This window comes from Massilia sp. P2_C2, assembly GCF_056404615.1.
Map to the genome: position 1 here is coordinate 16,542 of NZ_JBFUDR010000032.1, position 16,722 is coordinate 33,263.

General features: G+C 66.2%; 14 protein-coding genes. 4 read left to right on the forward strand and 10 right to left on the reverse strand.

Features of this window, described 5'->3' with window-relative positions; genetic code table 11:
* Positions 1-44: 44 nt before the first annotated feature.
* The gene (msrA, locus tag AC1DYX_RS06170) at positions 45-584 is read right to left on the reverse strand and encodes a peptide-methionine (S)-S-oxide reductase MsrA (protein ID WP_477257349.1); all 540 of its coding nucleotides are present in this window, start codon (positions 582-584) and stop codon (positions 45-47) included.
* Between the two features lie 117 nt (positions 585-701).
* Between msrA and AC1DYX_RS06175 the strand changes: the two genes are divergently transcribed.
* The 4 genes from AC1DYX_RS06175 to AC1DYX_RS06190 all read left to right on the forward strand — a co-directional run bounded on the left by AC1DYX_RS06175 (position 702) and on the right by AC1DYX_RS06190 (position 6,287).
* Complete coding sequence (locus tag AC1DYX_RS06175) at positions 702-1,211, forward strand: flavin reductase family protein (protein ID WP_477257351.1); 510 nt, start codon at positions 702-704, stop codon at positions 1,209-1,211.
* Between the two features lie 152 nt (positions 1,212-1,363).
* Positions 1,364-3,457: a sensor histidine kinase gene (locus AC1DYX_RS06180; RefSeq protein ID WP_477257353.1), complete on the forward strand. Its 2,094-nt coding sequence runs from the start codon at positions 1,364-1,366 to the stop codon at positions 3,455-3,457.
* Between the two features lie 2 nt (positions 3,458-3,459).
* The gene (locus tag AC1DYX_RS06185) at positions 3,460-4,929 is read left to right on the forward strand and encodes a GGDEF domain-containing response regulator (RefSeq protein ID WP_477257355.1); all 1,470 of its coding nucleotides are present in this window, start codon (positions 3,460-3,462) and stop codon (positions 4,927-4,929) included.
* A 164-nt stretch (positions 4,930-5,093) separates the two neighbouring features.
* On the forward strand, positions 5,094-6,287 hold the full coding sequence (locus AC1DYX_RS06190; protein WP_477257357.1) for an acyl-CoA dehydrogenase: 1,194 nt from the start codon (positions 5,094-5,096) through the stop codon (positions 6,285-6,287).
* Between the two features lie 177 nt (positions 6,288-6,464).
* Here AC1DYX_RS06190 and AC1DYX_RS06195 read toward each other — a convergent pair whose 3' ends face one another.
* From AC1DYX_RS06195 to pyk, 9 genes are all read right to left on the reverse strand, one after another.
* The gene (locus tag AC1DYX_RS06195; protein ID WP_477257359.1) at positions 6,465-7,142 is read right to left on the reverse strand and encodes an OmpW/AlkL family protein; all 678 of its coding nucleotides are present in this window, start codon (positions 7,140-7,142) and stop codon (positions 6,465-6,467) included.
* Positions 7,143-7,198: 56 nt separating this feature from the next.
* Positions 7,199-8,563, reverse strand: coding sequence for an SGNH/GDSL hydrolase family protein (locus AC1DYX_RS06200; RefSeq protein ID WP_477257361.1), 1,365 nt, complete (start codon positions 8,561-8,563; stop codon positions 7,199-7,201).
* A 186-nt stretch (positions 8,564-8,749) separates the two neighbouring features.
* Complete coding sequence (locus AC1DYX_RS06205) at positions 8,750-10,261, reverse strand: alpha/beta hydrolase family protein (RefSeq protein ID WP_477257363.1); 1,512 nt, start codon at positions 10,259-10,261, stop codon at positions 8,750-8,752.
* Between the two features lie 125 nt (positions 10,262-10,386).
* Complete coding sequence (locus AC1DYX_RS06210) at positions 10,387-11,445, reverse strand: L-threonylcarbamoyladenylate synthase (protein WP_477257365.1); 1,059 nt, start codon at positions 11,443-11,445, stop codon at positions 10,387-10,389.
* The gene (locus AC1DYX_RS06215; protein WP_477257369.1) at positions 11,442-12,644 is read right to left on the reverse strand and encodes a 5-(carboxyamino)imidazole ribonucleotide synthase; all 1,203 of its coding nucleotides are present in this window, start codon (positions 12,642-12,644) and stop codon (positions 11,442-11,444) included. The genes AC1DYX_RS06210 and AC1DYX_RS06215 overlap by 4 nt, the downstream gene beginning before the upstream one ends.
* On the reverse strand, positions 12,644-13,147 hold the full coding sequence (gene purE, locus AC1DYX_RS06220; RefSeq protein WP_477257371.1) for a 5-(carboxyamino)imidazole ribonucleotide mutase: 504 nt from the start codon (positions 13,145-13,147) through the stop codon (positions 12,644-12,646). Before purE ends, AC1DYX_RS06215 begins: the two co-directional genes overlap by 1 nt.
* 15 nt (positions 13,148-13,162) lie before the next feature.
* A complete protein-coding gene (locus AC1DYX_RS06225; RefSeq protein ID WP_477257373.1) occupies positions 13,163-14,059 on the reverse strand; it encodes a phosphoribosylaminoimidazolesuccinocarboxamide synthase in 897 nt (298 codons plus the stop codon).
* Between the two features lie 270 nt (positions 14,060-14,329).
* Entirely contained in the window at positions 14,330-15,394 is a 1,065-nt protein-coding gene (fba, locus tag AC1DYX_RS06230) for a class II fructose-bisphosphate aldolase (RefSeq protein ID WP_477257375.1), read from the reverse strand.
* A 296-nt stretch (positions 15,395-15,690) separates the two neighbouring features.
* A partial coding sequence (pyk, locus tag AC1DYX_RS06235; protein WP_477257377.1) for a pyruvate kinase occupies positions 15,691-16,722 on the reverse strand: 1,032 nt, incomplete at its 5' end.

Genomic DNA, 16,722 nt, shown 5'->3' on the forward strand with positions numbered 1-16,722 from the left:
GTGGGCGGCCTCCGCGCACGCGTGACGCTTGCGTTTCGTTGGCGTTATTTGACGCGCTCCGTGAACACCTTGCGGAACTTGGCAACCTTGGGCGCCACGACAAAGGCGCAATAGCCCTGCAGCGGATGCTGGGCAAAATAATTCTGGTGGTAATCCTCGGCCTTGTACCACTGCTCGGCCGGCAGCAGTTGCGTGACGATCGGCGCATCCCACACACCGGCCATCTCGGCCATGACCTTGCGCGCCGTCGCTTCCTGCTCCGGCGACGTGAAGAAGATCACGGAACGGTATTGCGTGCCGACATCATTGCCCTGGCGGTTCAACGTCGTCGGGTCATGGATCGTGAAAAAGACTTCCAGGATGTCACGGTAGCTGATCACGTCCGGATCGAATTCCAGGCGCACCACTTCGGCATGGCCCGTCGTGCCCGCGCATACCTGCTCATAGGTCGGGGCCGGCGTCGTGCCGCCCATGTAGCCGGATTCCACCCGGGTCACGCCGCGCGCTTCGAGATACACTGCTTCCAGGCACCAGAAACACCCGCCGCCCAGGATGGCCACTTCGGTCGCTGATTGCTGGCTCATACTGACTCCTCGACATATAAAAAGTTTTCCATGTCTTCACTGTAACCCAAAGCGCCCGCTTATGCAGGATGAACGGGCGGCCAGAGGGCGTTCGATCATTGGTGGCATAATGCGCGGATGAACACCAGCTCACCTCGCGCGACGACGCGCGATTTCGATTCCGCCCATTTCCGCCAGGCCCTGTCGCAGTTCGCGACCGGCGTCACCGTGATCACGACCCGCCTTGGCGACGGGCATTTCCGCGGCCTGACCGCGTCGTCCTTCAATTCCGTCTCGCTGGAGCCGCCGCTGGTGCTGTGGAGCCTGTCGAACGTCGCCAACAGCCTGCCCATCTTCACGGGCAACTCGCATTACGTCATCAACGTCCTGTCTGCCGGGCAGGAAGAGCTGGCGCGCCGGTTCTCGCGGCGCGGCCAGGATCCGTTCGAGGGTGTCGAGTACGAACTGTCGCGCACCGGCCAGCCGATCCTGAAAGGCGTCTCGGCCTGGTTCGAATGCCACAACCGCAGCCGCTATCCGGAAGGCGACCACGTGATCTTCGTGGGCGAGGTCGAGGAGTGCGCCGTGCATCCGCAACCGGCCCTGCTGTTCCATGGCGGACGCTTCGGCAGTACCGGACGCGGCTAGCACCCGTTCGCGGCATGGCCTGGCCGCCGCCCCCCGTGTCAAGACCTGTAACGTTGTGAAAAACCACGGCAATATTGCTTTTTCTCACAATAGGTTTCGTTTCTGCGTAGAATGGGACGAACGGGTCACCACCGTTTTCAACCATTCGTCACATGTCTGCCGCGCCCCGCTTCGTCCTGTGCCTCCCGGACCTTGACCTGTCGTACTACTGGACCCGTTTCCGCGTCCAGGCGCGCGTACGCGTCGCGCAGGCAGGGTTCCGGCTCGAGGACTTGCCGGCCCGGTCCACCACCCACCAGCGCGACGTGCTGGCCGCGCTGGAACTGGGCCCCGGCGACGTGCTCGCCCTGCGTCCGCTGGAACGCGACCTGCCCGCCCTGCTGTCCCATATCGAGCGCCTGCACGCGGCAGGCGCAAGGGTGCTGCTGCTGGGTGAACTGGCCGGGGTAGCGCCCTGGGTGGTCCACGCGCAGGTCCGGTCCGACCATGGGGAAGGCCTGGCCCGCGCGGCGTCGCTGCTGGCCGGGGGCCGCCCCGTGCGTGCCCTGCTGCTGGGCGAAACGCCGCACGCGTACGTGGATACGGGCTTGCTGCGCGCCCGCGCGCCCGAGGTCACATACCTGACGGTCGCCGCCCCCTGCACCAGCAGCGCGCCGGATGCCATGCGCATGCACGCGCAGGCGCAGGTGGCCGCGCTGCTCGCCGCGGGTGGCCTGGCCGACGGCGACCTGGTGCTGGCGATGGAAGATGCGCTGGCGCTGGGCGCGCTGGACGCCCTGGATGCCGCCGGACCAGGGGCACCCCGACTGGCCGTGGTCGGTTTCGGCACCGTGCCGGACGGCCTGCGCGCCATCCGCGAGGGCCGGCTCGCCATGTCCCTGTTCTTCGACCCGGGCGTCTGGCTCGACACGCTGCTGGCCGCGCTGGACGCCGCCCCGGGCCGCAGGATGCTCCTGCATGCCGGGATCGTCGACGCCGGCAACCTCGACGCCTTCCAGGCCGCACACGCCACGTGGCTGGTCGCCACGCTGGAAGAAGCCATAGCCCAGGCACGCACGGCCCGCCAGACTGCCGCCTTCCTCGACGCCGTCGTCGAAAACATGCCGGCCATGCTGTTCGTGAAGCGTCTGCCGGACCTGCGTTTCGAATTCGTGAACCGCGCACGCGAGCGCTGGCTGGGCATCCCGCGCGAGCGGATCCTGGGCCGCACCGTCCACGAGGTCGACCCGCCCGCAGCCGCCGACCTGGACACGCTGCGCGACCACGAGGCGCTGGCGTCCGGCACGATCGTCGACCAGCCCGTGACCGCCGTCCGGCGCGCCGGCGGCGACACGCGTTATGTCCTGACCCGCAAGATCCCGCTGCTCGACCCGAACGGCCAGCCGTCGCACATGATCGGCATCTCGCTCGACGTGACCGAGCGCGAACTGGCCGAGCAGGCGCTGGCGCGGCGCCAGCAGGAACTGGAAGCGGCACACCAGGCACTCAAGGAGAACCAGGACAAACTCCTGATCGCTGAAAAGATGGCGGCCCTGGGCCGTCTGACGGCCGGCATCGCGCACGAGATGAACACGCCGCTGGCGGCGATCCGCGCCGCGCTGGCCGAGCTGGACGCGCTCGTCGCCGAGTATGCCGATTCGGCGGACGACGCCGACGTCACCGCGGACGACCACCGCCAGATCGTCGCCGAGATGCGCCAGTGCACGGCGCTGGCCGCGCGTTCGGCGCAGCGTGCCGCGGCGTTCGTACGCAGCATCAAGCACCACACGCGCCAGCAGGGCAACGGAGAACGCGTCCGCTTCGCCATCGTGCCGGCACTGGAGGAAAGCATCCTGCTGCTCGACCACCAGTTCAAGCGCCAGCGCTGCACCGTGCGCCTGGATGCGCCCGACCCTGCGCTGGAAGTGACCGGGACGCCCGGCGGACTGGGCCAGGTCGTCACCAACCTGCTGACCAACGCCCTCGACGCGGGCGCCCATGCCATCGTCGTGCGCGCGGCCGGATCGAAGGCCGGCATCGAACTCGCCGTGCAGGACGATGGCAGCGGCATCACGCCGGCCGACCTGCGCCGCATCTTCGAACCTATGTTCACCACGAAGCCGTTCGGCCAGGGCACGGGTCTGGGCCTGGCGATCGTGCACGACATCGTCGTCGAACAGTTCGGCGGCCGGATTAACGTCGCGAGCACGCCAGGGGCCGGCACCTGCATCACCCTGCATTTCCCCCATCCCGGAAAGGATCCGTGACCATGGTCCGCAAAATCCGCCACGCCCCCCATACCGACTGGGTCATCCTGCTCGCCGACGACGACCAGGCCTACCTCGACGCCACCCGCATGCTGCTCGAGCGCGAAGGCCACCGCGTGCTGACGGCGCAGAACGGCGAAGAGGCGCTGGCGCTGCTGGCCCAAACCCACGTCGACCTGCTGCTGCTCGACTTCTACATGCACGGCATGACCGGCGAAGACGTCGTCTGGGAGTTGCGCAAGACGAACCCGATGCTGCAGGTGATCCTGCAGACCGGCTACGCGTCCGAGCAGCCGCCGCGCGCGCTGCTCAAGCGCCTCGACATCCAGGGCTACCACGACAAGAGCGAGGGACCCGACAAGCTGCTGATGTGGGTGGACGTGGGACTGAAGGCGGCGCAGTCGGCCCGGCTGGTGCACAAGAGCCGCCAGGGCCTGCGCTACATCCTCGACGCCACGCCCGAGCTGCACCGGCTGCAGCCGCTGGAAAGCCTGCTGCAGGGGATCATCCTGCAGGTCACCGGCCTGTTCGGCGTTGCCAATTCCTTCGTCGCCAGCCGGACGCGCCCCGACCACGATCCCGGCACGGCGCCGTCCAGCTTCCTCGTCATGTGCGAGGGCGATGGCGGCCCCGCCGTGCACGCAGCGACCGGCCACTACGCGAACGCCGGCGCGCTGGAAGGGCCGGCGCTCGACGGCCGCCTGACGCAGGCGCTGGATCAGGCCATGCAGAGCCGCCACACGCTGGTCGGCAGCGACGCCACCGTGGTGCCCCTGTGCGTGGCCGACCAGGTGATCGGCGTGATCTACCTCGACAAGCCGATCTGCGGCGACCAGGACCTGGAACTGCTGTCCGTGTTCGCCAACCAGGCCGCGGTGGCGATTCGCAACGCGCAGCTGTTCGAAATGGCCACCGTCGACCCGCTCACGGGCGTGCACGTGCGCCGCTTCGTCGAACAATGGACCATCGTCGAGATCCGCAAGGCCTGCCGCCACGGCGGCCCGCTGACCTTGCTGATGGTGGATATGGATGGGTTAAAGCAAATCAACGACGACAGCGGCCACCTGGCCGGCGACGAAGCATTGGCCGTCATGGGCCGCCTGCTGCGCGCCACCGTGCGCGAAGGCGACCTGGCGGGCCGCTACGGCGGCGACGAATTCGTCGTCGTCCTGCCGGAGACGGACGAGATCGGCGCCGCCCAGGTCGCCACGCGCCTGCTGGACCTGCTGCAGGAAACGGGCATCGAATGGCAGGGCCGGAGCCTGCCCGTGCGCGGCAGCGTCGGCATGGCCACGCTGCCGCCGGCGCCGGCGGCCTTGCACGGCACCGCGCCGCCGCGCCAGTATTTCGAACAGGTCTACCGCGAACTGCTGGAAGCGGCCGACTGCGCCCTGTACGAGGCCAAGCGCAGCGGCCGCGGACGGCTGCACGCGGCGGGCGGATGCACCTGGCCAGAACCGACGTCGTCCTGAGCGTGCCGTCTTGTCCGTTTAAAAATGAAAATGCCTGTCGCAGTTTGAAAAGATGCGGCCTGGCGGGGTTTCTATAATGGCTCGACCCGGGCGGCTACCCGCTCGCCCCGAATTGCAGCCATTTTTTGCAGCCATTCTTACAAGAATTGAGAGACAGGAGCCCCATGAGCCGTTCCAATACGCCCCGCAAAGCCCAGTTCCATTGGGATGACCCGTTGCTGCTGAACGAGCAGTTGCTCGACGAAGAACGCATGGTGCGCGACGCCGCCGCGGCCTATTGCCAGGACAAGTTGCTGCCGCGCGTCCTGGAAGCCTTCCGTCATGAAACCACCGACATCGCCATCTTTCGCGAGATGGGCGAGTTGGGCCTGCTGGGCCCGACGATCCCCGAGCAATATGGCGGCCCCGGCCTGAACTACGTCAGCTATGGCCTGATCGCGCGCGAAGTCGAGCGCGTCGATTCCGGCTACCGCTCGATGATGAGCGTGCAGTCGTCGCTCGTGATGGTGCCCATCAACGAGTTCGGCAATGAGGAAACGAAGCAGAAATACCTGCCGAAACTGGCGACCGGCGAATGGATCGGCTGCTTCGGCCTGACCGAGCCGAACCATGGCTCCGATCCGGGCTCGATGATCACGCGCGCGCGCAAGGTCGACGGCGGGTATTCCCTGACGGGTTCCAAGATGTGGATCACGAACTCGCCGATCGCCGACGTGTTCGTCGTCTGGGCCAAGGATGACGAAGGCAAGATCCGCGGCTTCGTGCTCGAGAAGGGCTGGAAGGGCCTGTCCGCGCCCGCCATCCACGGCAAGGTGGGCCTGCGTGCTTCGATCACGGGAGAAATCGTGATGGACGAGGTGTTCTGCCCCGAGGAAAACGCCTTCCCCGAGGTACGCGGCCTGAAGGGCCCGTTCACCTGCCTGAACTCGGCCCGCTACGGCATCGCCTGGGGCGCGCTTGGCGCCGCGGAAGACTGCTGGCATCGCGCCCGCCAGTACGTGCTGGACCGCAAGCAGTTCGGCAAGCCGCTGGCCGCCAACCAGTTGATCCAGAAGAAGCTCGCCGACATGCAGACGGAAATCACGCTGGGCCTGCAAGGCGTCCTGCGCCTGGGCCGCATGAAGGACGAAGGCACCGCCGCGGTCGAGATCACGTCGATCATGAAGCGCAATTCCTGCGGCAAGGCCCTCGATATCGCCCGCCTGGCGCGCGACATGATGGGTGGCAACGGTATCAGCGACGAATTCGGCGTGGCGCGGCATCTCGTCAATCTGGAAGTCGTCAACACCTATGAAGGCACGCACGATATTCACGCGTTGATCCTGGGGCGCGCCCAGACCGGTATCGCCGCGTTCTAACGATATCGGCGACGCATGGTGGGCACGGGGTGCCCACCCTACGGCCACGGTAGGTTTTTTCGGTCCACGTTTGATGAACACGATATCGTAGGGCGGGCTCCCCGAGCCCACCAATTCACGGACCCGATAAAAAAAACCTGCCGGGCGGCAGGTTTTTTTATTTCGCGGAGACCGCGCTCAGAACTTGTAACCCAACGTCAGCACCGTCGAATTCGGATCCAGCTTCATGTGCTGGTTCTGCCCCGTCGAAAAATGCACATTGGTCCGCAACCGGGTCTTCACGAGCGCGGCGTTGAGGAACCATTTTTCGTTGAAGTTCCAGACACCGCCGATCTGGCCCGACACGGTCAGCTTGTTGTCGATGCTGAACGTCGTCGCCGGCCCGCCCGGATTGGTCAGCGCGGTCAGGCGGAACGAGCCGGTTTCCTTGTAGAAGTAAGCGTAGGTCACGCCGAGGCCGACGTACGGACGGAAGGCCGAAGTCGGCTGGAAGAAGCGGTATTGCAGGAACGCGGTCGGCGGCAAGGCCTCCACGGTGCCCAGTTCACCCGTGCCGGCAATGGCGCCCGCGCCGTACAGGGTGTGCTTGTAGGGCGTCGCGAACGTGAATTCGCCGACGATGTTGTCGGTGATGCCGTAGTTAACCACGATCACCGGTTCCGTATCCTTGCCGACGTCGCCCAGCGTGTTCGGCAGGGCCGGCGCGGAAATCGTGCCGCTTTCCACGTGCGGGGTGATCTGGGCGCCGCCCAGCGACACCGCCCACTTCCCCTGAGCCTGTGCCGCTGCACTACCCGCCACGGCCAGCGCGCCCGCCGCAACGAGCAGTTTCACGACATTGGAACTTACTTTCATGTTTTCTCCTGATTCTTATGGATGGCCCGTCCGCGTGGATGGGCCTGTCGTGACGATTACAGCCAGCCCTTCTTGGTCATCTGCTCGAGGACGTAAAGCGAGATCAGCCAGTTCTCGTACGGCGTCGGGTGCACGTCGTCGGCGAACATGTAGCGGCTGACGTCGCCGGCGATCACGTTCGTCGCGTTGCAGACGAGCGACGTGGTGCCCAGCGCGTTCGGGCCGCAGGCGGGGGTCGTCGTATTGGTGAGGCCGTACGGGCCCGGGTTGATGACTTCGTCGTGGCTGATGGACCACAAGTCGACGTACAAGACCTTGGGCTCGCCCGCGACGGCGGCCTTCAGCTGCGCATTGAAGGCATCGACGGCTTTCATGATCAGGCCCTGGACGTCGGCGGATTGCGATTTGCCCGCCGGCGTCGAGGCCACGTCCGGCAGGCTGTTCACGACGACGTAGTTCGCGCCCTTGGCGACGATCTGCGTCTTGACGAGGGCACCCAGCTCGGCGCCGGCCGTAGCCATCGCGGTGACGACGCCCGCGGCGTTGGCGGTCAGGTAATCGGCGCCAGCCTTGTCGCCCGCAGCCTTGGCGTCGGCCTTGGCCTTGTCGACCATCGGGGCATAGACGCTCGCCTGGGCGGCCGGGGTATTGCCCGCCGCAACAGCAGCCATGACGGCAGCCTGCACGACGCTGGCATCGGTATGGCCGGGGCGCGCTGCTTCCGTCTGGATCGCCAGGCCGATCGATTGCACGGCCGTGGCCGGGTTCGTCGCGCCGGCGGCCAGTTGGGTCGCCAGCGACACGGCGAAGGCCTGCGCACCGGCGGCGGTACCGGCATTGGTGGCGTTCGTCGACAGTTGACCCAGCAGGAACAGGATGTCGTTACCGCCCGCCGTCACGTTCACGAGTTCGGTACCGCTGAACTTGCCGCCGGTCTTGGCCAGGTGGTTCGCGATCTGCGTCACCACGGGCACGGTTGTCGCACCGATCGCGGAACCGGTTGCCGCGTTATTCGGGCCGATCGGGATCGTCACGCGCGAGCCGCCCTGCGCATAGTTCAGGCAGCTGACGTTGAAAGTGACAGGCACGTTGAAACCCTTGGTCGCGTCGCCGTTGAGCCCCGTCTGGGCCGGGCAAGGTGCCGGCAATTTCAGCTGGGCTGCGACGAATTCGGTCCAATTCTTGCCCGTCAGGTCCTTGCTGATCGACGTATTGTCGCCGTTGATCGTGAACTTGCCACCGCCCAGCGCCTTGATGGTGCCGACGGCATACGTGCCGACGTCCGACAGGCTGTCGCCGAACGATACCTGGGCGCTGAATTTGGTGCCCGGGGTCTGGTCGCCGCCGCTAGGGCTGCTGCCGCCGCAAGCCGACAGGACGGCGGCGGTCAACAGCGCGAGCGCGAATGAGGTCTTACGCATTGTGTCTCCTAAAGAATTTTTCTACCAAAACGAACGCCCGTGCTATTCGTGACCCGACTAATATGCCAGTGTTCGGCAACGTTGTATAGCGAAAAACTTTGTCGTGCGCCGGCCACGCCACAAAGTTGCGATAGAGACAAGCCGGCAGCGGCCGATTATAGCAACGCCGCCGGTGCGCACATTTGCTTAATGCGATAACACTGATTGAAAATAATCCCGGGTCGCCGCCATGCAGAACGGGGCGACGAGGCCGGCGTGGTAGGCCGACGCCACGGCGCCCTCGCCCGACGCGGCGCGCAAGATGGTTTTCGCCGCCACGAATCCGGCCTTGGCGGTGCGATACGGGTCGTTCAGGCCAGGGGCGTCATCGATATCGACCAGGGTGATATCGCTGCCGCGGGCGCTGAAGTACGCGGCGGCCGACGTCGTATTGAAGAACGGCACGACGGGGTCATCGTGGCCGCCGCACAACATCGTCGGCGCGCCCGGCATATAACTGCGCAAATCGTTGCGGACAAGCCACTTGCGCAGGCTGTGGGCCGGTGCACAGGCCAGCGGCGCCGTCGCGCTCCCGTCGCACGGATGGGATGCCAGGTCGGCGAGATAGGCATTGCGGTACGCCGTGCGGATCAGGTTGTTGGCGCCGAAATACTGCGTATAGCCGGACTTCTGCGGCTGAGAATCCGCGGCGAACAGTGCCGTGGCGGGCAGCCTGCCCTGGTCGACCAGTTCGCCGCTGCCGAGCGTGCCCGGCACCAGGTCGGCGATCGTCGGGACATATGGCGCCTCGTAGACTTCGGACAGCGTGGTGTACAGCGTGGCGCTGGCGTGCTGGCCGGCGTTGATGATCATCGGGACGATCACGGTGGCACCGTTACGTGGCGCGCCGCCGAACAGGTCGTCGCCGAACCGGGCGAGCGCATACGGCCCGGACATGCCGGATGCCGCCGTCAGCACGAACTCGTTCGTCCCCAGGTCCTGCATGGCGCGCTGCGTGGCGAGCGCGACATAGCCGCCCTGCGAATACCCCGCCACCATCAGCTTGCCCGAGTCCTTCGCGCCGATCGCCGTGAACGAGGACCGCGCGGCGCGCAGGGCGTCGATCATGTCGGCGGCCTGGGCAATGCGGTCGAGATAGGGATGGTAGCCGAGCGACGAACCGGCATACCCCGTGTAATTCGGCGCGACGACGACGAAACCCTGGGCCGCGAACACGGCCGCCGCCAGGCGCGCTTCCGTATTGTTGGCGATGTCGGCCATGTCATACGATTTTTGCAGCGACGTGCCGTGCGCATACAGCACGACCGGACGCGAGTTGCTGCACGAGTTGCCGCCGCCCGTGGGCACGAAGATGGCGGCGCTGCCGTCCGTCGCTTCGCCGGCGCCGCCGACGGTGTTGTAGTGCACGCGGTAGACCGAGACCGAGCACTGCGGCTGGCCCGCGACGGCCAGGGTGCCCTGCTGGGCGGATTCGAGGAAGCCGGCCAGCGTGGAAGGGCTCAGCGTGGTGAGACTCGTGCCGCCGACGTTGACGGACACGGAGGCGGCCTGGCCCACGAGGCTGCCGCGCGTTACGCCGGGCAGCGGGTCGGGATTGGCGACGCCGGTCGGCGTGCCGCCGGCAGTGGTGCCGCCGCTGCAGGCGGCAAGCAGGGAGCCCAGCCCAAGGCTGAAGGCCAGGGTAAGCAGCGAACGCATGGGTTTCCTTCGGCTTAACGGATGATGAGGCGGGTAGCGGGAGGGCGCAGGCGCGTGACGCCCAGCAATAGACGTTGCCGCCCAGCATGCACTGGGCGGGCGCTTTTTGGAAGATTCGGGAGGGCTTACAGCGCGGTAGTGTTGTTTATCAAGCCGTGCACGATGCCGGTCGAGCCATGCGCGGCGCGGCGCAGGCGGTCGTTGACGCCCAGCCACGGTCCGTCCTGCGGCGGTGCCTCGACGAGGATGACGTCGGCGGACGTGCCGTCCATTGTCCGCAGCGCCGCGTACAGCGCGTGCGCAAAACCTTCCGGCGACCTGGGCAGCCGTACGGCCGCGTGCGTGGCCGGCAGGTCGGAATAATGGATCAGCGCGACCTTGCGCCCTGCCCCGTGCAAACTGGACAACGTCGCCACCAGCGTGGCCGTATCCTGCATGGCGACCGGGGTGTGCGGCGCGTAATGCGATTCCAGCGTACCGGAGGCGCGGGGCGCAGCGGCGTCCGGGCGGGCCGGCACCTGGTCGATCACGGCCGCGATGGCATCCGCCGAGATATGGCCCGGACGCAGCAGCACCGGACCGTGCGTCGCCAGACGCGACAGGTCCACGATCGTCGATTCGATGCCGACCTCGCTCTGGCCGCCATCCAGCACGAACGCGATGCGCCCGTGCTCCCCGATGTCGGCGCCGAACTCGTCGCGCACGTGCTGCGCGGTCGTCGGGCTGACGGCGCCGAATTTATTGGCCGACGGCGCCGCGACGCCGCCCTTGCCGCCCTTGAACGCCTGCAGCAGCCGGATCGCGACCGGGTGCGACGGGCAGCGGATGCCGACCGTGTCCTGGCCGCCCGAGACGGCGTCCGGGATGTGCGGCGCGCGCTTCAGGATCATCGTCAGCGGGCCGGGCCAGAAGGCGTCGGCCAGCTGGCGCGCTTCCGACGGGATGTCGGTGGCCCAATAGTCCAGATCGGCGCCGGGCGCCACGTGCACGATCACGGGATGGTCCTGCGGCCGGCCCTTGGCCGCATAGATCGCGGCGACGGCGGCCGGATTCTCCGCGTCGGCGCCGAGGCCGTACACGGTCTCGGTCGGCAGCGCGACGAGCCGGCCGGCCTCGAGCGCGCGCGCGGCGGCCTCGATCTCGGCCTGGCCGGATTCCTTCACGTCCGTCACCGTTCGCTTCACAGCGCGATTCCCAGGATGGTGCAGGCCTGTTCGAAACTCGCCTGCGCTTCCTGCAAGGTGGGCGCCACGAACGTCACATGGCCCATCTTGCGGCCGCGGCGCGGGTCCGTCTTGCCGTACAGGTGCAGGTTGGCGCCGGGCAGTGCCAGCACCTGGTCCCATGCCGGTTCGCGTACCGTTTCTCCGTCGAACCACACGTCGCCGAGGATGTTCAGCATCACGGCCGGCGAATGCTGGCGTACATCGCCCAGCGGCAATCTCGCCATCGCCCGCACCTGCTGGGCGAACTGGCTCGTGACGCAGGCGTCGATCGTGTAGTGGCCACTGTTGTGCGGCCGCGGCGCCATCTCGTTGACGACCAGCGAGCCGTCCGTCAGCACGAAGAATTCGATGCACAGGACGCCGACATAACCCAGCTCGGCCACGATGGCGCGCGCCGCATCCTGCGCCTTGCGCGCGCAGCCGGCGGAGACGTTCGGGCCGGGCACGGTCGTCGTGAACAGGATGCCGTCGCGGTGCACGTTCTCGGCGATCGGATAGACGACCGACTGGCCATCCGCGCCACGCGCCGTCAGCACGGACACCTCATAGGCGAGCGGCAGCATCTTTTCCAGCAGACAGGTCACACGGCCCATCCCCTCGAACGCGGCACGCACGTCGTCGCGCGTACGCACGCGCACCTGGCCCTTGCCGTCGTAGCCCATGCGCACCGTTTTCAGGATGCCGGGCAACAGGTCGTCGGCGATGGCGTCGATGTCGGCATCGCTCGCGATCACTTTGTGCGGCGCCGGCATCACGCCGGACTTGCCCGCGCAGGCGACGAAGAAGGATTTTTCGGCGATGCGGTCCTGGGCGACGGATACGCCGTGCGCGTCCGGCGCCACGAACACCTGCTGCGCGAGGCGCGACAGGCTGGCGGCCGGGACGTTTTCGAATTCCGTCGTGACGGCAACGCATTGCGCGGCCAGCGCATCGAGGCCGGCGGCGTCTTCATAGCCGGCTTCGACGAGGCGCTCGGCCACCTGGCCGGCCGGGCAGTCGGTCGACGGCTCCAGCACGGCCACACGGTAGCCCATGGCTTGCGCGGCGTGGGCGAACATGCGGCCCAGCTGGCCGCCGCCCATCACCCCTAGCCAGGCCGGTTCGCCGGCGGCGGGCAAGGAGGGCTTTAAATGCGCTGGGAACTTCGTATTACTCATCACTCGTTCACGGGCAGGGTCATGGCCTTGGCGGCGGCCGTCTGCTGGGCACGGAACTGTTCCAGCTGGCCGGCCAGCGCATCGTCGGTGGTGGCGATGATGGCGATCGCCGTCAGCGCGGCGTTCGCGGCGCCGGCCTCGCCGATGGCGAACGTCGACACAGGAACACCCTTCGGCATCTGCACGATCGACAGCAGCGAATCTTCGCCGCGCAGGTATTTCGACGGCACGGGTACGCCCAGCACGGGCACGACGGTCTTCGCGGCCACCATGCCCGGCAGGTGCGCGGCACCGCCGGCGCCGGCGATGATGGCGCGCAGGCCGCGGCTACGGGCGGTTTCCGCGTACGTGAACATCTCGTCCGGCATGCGGTGCGCCGAGATCACCTGCGCCTCGAACGGCACGCCGAACTGCTTCAGCATGGCGCAGGCGTGCTGCATCACGTCCCAGTCGGAGCTGGAACCCATGATCACGCCGACGAGGGGCGCAGTTGCCAAATTCATCTGCTCCGCCATCGGTTAGACCTTCAGCTTCTCGCCCGTCAGGCGTTCGATGGCCTCGAAGTACTTGGCCTGGGTTTTGTCGATGACGTCCTGTGGCAGCGCCGGTGCCGGCGGGGTCTTGTTCCAGTCCTTCAGCGTTTCCAGGTAGTCGCGCACGAACTGCTTGTCGAACGACGGCGGCGACATGTCCGGGGCGTACGAATCCGCCGGCCAGAAACGCGAGGAATCGGCGGTCAGGACTTCGTCCATCAGGTGCAGCACGCCATTCTCGTCCAGGCCGAATTCGAACTTGGTGTCGGCGATGATGATGCCGCGCGTGGCAGCATAGTCGGCGGCCGTCTTGTACAGCTGGATGCTGACGTCGCGGATCTTGTTGGCCAGTTCCGAACCGATGCGCTTTTCCATGTCTTCGAAGCTGATGTTCTCGTCGTGCTCACCGAGGTCGGCCTTGGCGGCCGGGGTGAACAGCGGCTCGGCCAGCTTGTCGGCCTGGCGCAGGCCGGCAGGCAGCTGGATGCCGCAGACGGCACCGGTCGCCTGGTAATCCTTCCAGCCCGAACCGATGATGTAGCCGCGTACGACGGCTTCGACGAGGATCGGCTTCAGGCGCTTGGCGACGACGGCGCGGCCTTTTACCTGTTCCACTTCCTCGGGTGCGACCACGGATTCCGGCGCGACACCGGTCAGGTGGTTCGGCACGATGTGGCCGAGTTTCTCGAACCAGAAATCGCTCATCTGGTTCAACACCATGCCCTTGCCAGGGATCGGTTCGTTCATGACGACGTCGAAGGCCGACAGACGGTCGGACGTGACGATCAGGATCTTGTCGTCACCGACGGCATAGTTGTCACGGACCTTGCCGCGACCCAGCAATGGCAAGGAGGAAATAGTGGATTGGTAGAGGCTTTTCATAGAGGGGATATCTTGATAAAGCGAAACCGGCGAAGGGGGTGCCGGTGTGGAGCGAGGCCGGGACGGCCGGTGCCAAAACGATATTTTACGTCATTCCAACATCATCGTCGCCAAAAAAAAGACGCCGCCCCGGCTTGCGCAGGGGCGGCGTCGCGGTTCCGGCACGACGAAAACTTATTGCACGACCGGCCGTAGGGTGGGCACCCCTGTGCCCACGCGGACGTATGCGTGACGCATACGTTACGCGTGGGCACGGAGTGCCCACCCTACTTATTGCACGATCTGGGCCAGTTCACCGGCCTTGTAGCGCTCCGCCATCTTCTCCAGCGGAATCGGCTTGATCCTGGCGGCCATGCCCTCGCAGCCGAAGGCGACGAAGCGTGCCTTGCAGATCTGGGTGGCGGCTTCGCGGGCCGGCTTCAGGAAGTCGCGCGGGTCGAACTTGGACGGGTTCTCGAACAGGTATTTACGGATCGCGGCCGTCATCGCCAGGCGAATGTCCGTGTCGATATTGATCTTGCGGACGCCGTGCTTGATGCCTTCCTGGATTTCCTCGACCGGCACACCATAGGTTTCCTTCATGTCGCCGCCGAATTCGCGGATGATGGCCAGCAAGTCTTGCGGCACCGACGACGAACCGTGCATCACGAGGTGGGTGTTCGGGATGCGGGCGTGGATTTCCTTGATGCGGTCGATGGCGAGGATGTCGCCGGTCGGCTTGCGCGTGAATTTATAGGCGCCGTGCGAGGTGCCGATGGCGATGGCCAGCGCATCGCACTGGGTGCGCGCGACGAAGTCGGCGGCCTGGTTGACGTCCGTGAGCAGTTGCTCGCGGGTCATCGTGCCGTCGGCGCCGTGGCCGTCTTCCTTGTCGCCCTTCATCGTTTCCAGCGAACCGAGCACGCCCAGTTCCGCTTCGACGGTGACGCCGATCGAGTGCGCGAACTTCACGACTTCCTTCGACACGTCGACGTTGTACTCGTACGAGGCGACGGACTTGCCGTCCGCTTCCAGCGAGCCGTCCATCATGACGGAGGTGAAGCCCGAGCGGATCGCGGCCATGCAGACGGCCGGCGACTGCCCGTGGTCCTGGTGCATGACGACCGGGATGTGCGGATAGGCTTCGACGGCGGCATCGATCAGGTGGCGCAGGAACGCTTCGCCGGCGTACTTGCGGGCGCCTGCCGACGCCTGCATGATCACCGGGCTGCCGGTCTGATCGGCCGCGGCCATGATGGCCTGGACCTGTTCCAGGTTGTTGACGTTAAAAGCCGGCAAGCCGTAGCCGTGTTCGGCGGCGTGGTCCAGCAGTTGACGCATTGATACGAGTGCCATGGTTAAGCTCCATAGGGATAAAGAAACCTTTCAGGGTCTCACACCTTGCTGCACGCGGCGCATCCGTGAGGCCGCGCGGGTGCGCCGCCATGTACCGGCGCACCAAGGTACGTCGAAAAACCTGCTGCGCGTTGCACTGCTGTGGCGGACGGCTAGTCCTGCGATGCTCGCTGTACTTTCGTACAGCTGCGCTTCTCCCACAGCATTGCGGCCGCTCGCGACGGTTTTTCGAGGTACCTTTTTCGACAATATGGCGCGGGCGGGGTTGCCGGACCGCGCACAGGTGTTGAGCTCCCTTAATTAAACTCGCCGACGCGCACGATCTTCAGTGCGTTCGTGCCACCGACCTGGCCCATCGGCTCGCCCCAGGTGACCACGATCGTGTCGCCCTTCTTGACGACGCCGTTGGCCACCATCAGGTCTTCGGCCTGTTTCAGCACGGCAGCGCTGTCGCCGCGCTGCATCAGGTGGTACGCATGTACGTTACGATACAGCGATACCTTCCGTTGGGTGGTGACGCTTGGCGTCAGGGCATAAATCGGGGTCTCGACCCTGTGGCGGCTCATCCACAGTGCGGTCGAGCCGGATTCGGTCAGGGCCACGATCGCCTTCACGCGCAGGTGGTGCGCGGTGAACAGGGCGCCGTAGGCGATCGACTGGTCGATCCGGGTGAACTGCACGTTCAGGAAGTCGGCTTCGAGTTTGTTGTATTCGGAACGTTCGGCTTCGACGCAGATGGCCGACATCATCTCGACCGTCTCGACCGGCCACTTGCCGGCGGCGGTCTCGGCCGATGTCATCACGGCGTCGGTGCCGTCCAGCACGGCGTTCGCCACGTCCGACACTTCGGCGCGGGTCGGCACGGCGTTGACGATCATCGATTCCATCATCTGCGTGGCGGTGATGGCCAGCTTGTTGCAATCGCGCGCCATGCGGATCATGCGCTTCTGCAGCGCCGGCACGGCCGCGTTGCCCACTTCGACGGCGAGGTCGCCACGGGCGACCATGATGCCGTCGGACGCGTCCAGGATTTCCTGCAGCACGGGGATCGCTTCCGCACGCTCGATCTTGGCGATCATCATCGGCTTGTGGCCGAACGGCTCGCCGGCGATGTTCGCCAGCTGGCGTGCCATTTCCATGTCGGTCGCGGTTTTCGGGAAGGAAATCGCCAGGTAGTCGGCCTGGAAGGTCATCGCGGTCTTGATGTCTTCCATGTCCTTGGCGGTCAGCGCGGGCGCCGTCAGGCCGCCGCCCATGCGGTTGATGCCCTTGTTGTTGGACAGGTCGCCGCCGACCTTGACGATGGTGTGGATCTCGCTGCCGGCCAC

Coding starts and splice junctions, on each gene's coding strand:
- AC1DYX_RS06190 (WP_477257357.1), top strand. CDS start 5,094: ATGAGCCGTTCCAATACGCCCCGCAAAGCCCAGTTCCATTGGGATGAC.
- fba (WP_477257375.1), bottom strand. CDS start 15,394: ATGGCACTCGTATCAATGCGTCAACTGCTGGACCACGCCGCCGAACAC.
- AC1DYX_RS06225 (WP_477257373.1), bottom strand. CDS start 14,059: ATGAAAAGCCTCTACCAATCCACTATTTCCTCCTTGCCATTGCTGGGT.
- AC1DYX_RS06205 (WP_477257363.1), bottom strand. CDS start 10,261: ATGCGTTCGCTGCTTACCCTGGCCTTCAGCCTTGGGCTGGGCTCCCTG.
- AC1DYX_RS06185 (WP_477257355.1), top strand. CDS start 3,460: ATGGTCCGCAAAATCCGCCACGCCCCCCATACCGACTGGGTCATCCTG.
- AC1DYX_RS06180 (WP_477257353.1), top strand. CDS start 1,364: ATGTCTGCCGCGCCCCGCTTCGTCCTGTGCCTCCCGGACCTTGACCTG.
- purE (WP_477257371.1), bottom strand. CDS start 13,147: ATGAATTTGGCAACTGCGCCCCTCGTCGGCGTGATCATGGGTTCCAGC.
- AC1DYX_RS06195 (WP_477257359.1), bottom strand. CDS start 7,142: ATGAAAGTAAGTTCCAATGTCGTGAAACTGCTCGTTGCGGCGGGCGCG.
- msrA (WP_477257349.1), bottom strand. CDS start 584: ATGAGCCAGCAATCAGCGACCGAAGTGGCCATCCTGGGCGGCGGGTGT.
- AC1DYX_RS06175 (WP_477257351.1), top strand. CDS start 702: ATGAACACCAGCTCACCTCGCGCGACGACGCGCGATTTCGATTCCGCC.
- AC1DYX_RS06215 (WP_477257369.1), bottom strand. CDS start 12,644: ATGAGTAATACGAAGTTCCCAGCGCATTTAAAGCCCTCCTTGCCCGCC.
- AC1DYX_RS06200 (WP_477257361.1), bottom strand. CDS start 8,563: ATGCGTAAGACCTCATTCGCGCTCGCGCTGTTGACCGCCGCCGTCCTG.